General features: G+C 59.3%; 2 pseudogenes. Both read right to left on the minus strand.

The annotated features are described in order from the left end of the window. Positions 1–148 (minus strand): annotated as a pseudogene (locus tag CSZ94_RS29125) (IS5/IS1182 family transposase); the annotation flags it as partial. Between the two features lie 96 nt (positions 149–244). After that, positions 245–1041 (minus strand): annotated as a pseudogene (locus tag CSZ94_RS27305) (lipid II flippase Amj family protein). Positions 1042–1153 lie beyond the last annotated feature (112 nt).

Consider the following 1153-nt stretch of genomic DNA (forward strand, 5'->3'; position numbering starts at 1 on the left):
AATACAGCGCCTGGAAATCATCGTTCATGTTGGCCAGGATGGCATCGACCAGTACTCGCAATTTGCGCAAGGGATGCGCATCCGGGATGCGTTCCTCCAACGAGCGGTAACTGTACAGAGAGTGCTGGGTGACGTCGGTCTTGCGCATGATGGCGGTGGGAAAGTGGGGCTGATGAAACAACGTTTACCGGCCCGTGATGGTTGACGGGCACGGCGATTAATTCAACACCCTGTTAAGTAAATTTCACAACCCCTTCTTCACCCCCACAATCAGCACCGCCGACGGCACTAGCAAAAATTGCGCAATCAGCGTCCCCGCCAATCTGCTTCCTACCAGCCACACTACTGCGCGCCGGAATGGCGATTCTTCGATCTTGCCTTCGATGACGTCATCCGTCATGCCCGACACCACGTGCCGATGAAGTCGGCCATCATGACGGTGGCGCCACCGTTGATGATCGATGAAAGCGTGCTGGAGGTGGCGCGCACGCTGGGGTCGAGCACGCCCGCGTACAACGCCGCGAAGACGCCGGCAGTCCACAGGGCCGTGGCGATAACGTTCATGGCTGTCATAGAGACGCCCGATTTCTCGCGCAGGCCCGTGACGTTGGCGGGCTTGGGCAGGCTGGCGGAGGCCTTGAGGTAGGACAAGCCGCCCTTGAAGACGGCGTGCAGCAGCAGTTTGGGCACGGAGCGGTGCACCTGGAAGTGTTCGACGGCGCGGCAGAAGGCGCGCTGGAAGGTGGGGATCAGGATCGCGCCGAGGATGGTCGCCAGGCTGGCGGAGAACAGCAGCCAGCGGAAGTCGCCCAATAAGGTGCTGGCGGCAACATGCTGGTCTATACCTGTTTCCACGCGCTTGGCGAAGGTAAGGCTGAAAAACGGGCCCAGGAAGTAATTCGAAGTGCGCGACAGCAGCATCAGAATACTGAACAGGGCCAGCGATACGGCGATGCGCCGCGTGCGGATGCCGGCGATGCGCACGGAGTAGGCGAGGGTGCCGATGATGTGGATGATGAACGTCAGGGGGGTGTACTGAATTCTGTGTAAACGGTTTTTCGTTTAAGTCTGCGGTACCCGGTCTTCAAACTGGATGGCGAAGCGGTTCAGTGCCGCTTTCCAGTCCCGTATTGGCATCGTCCACTTCTTGCTA

Source organism: Janthinobacterium sp. ROICE36, from assembly GCF_002869965.1.
Lineage (GTDB): Bacteria > Pseudomonadota > Gammaproteobacteria > Burkholderiales > Burkholderiaceae_D > Janthinobacterium.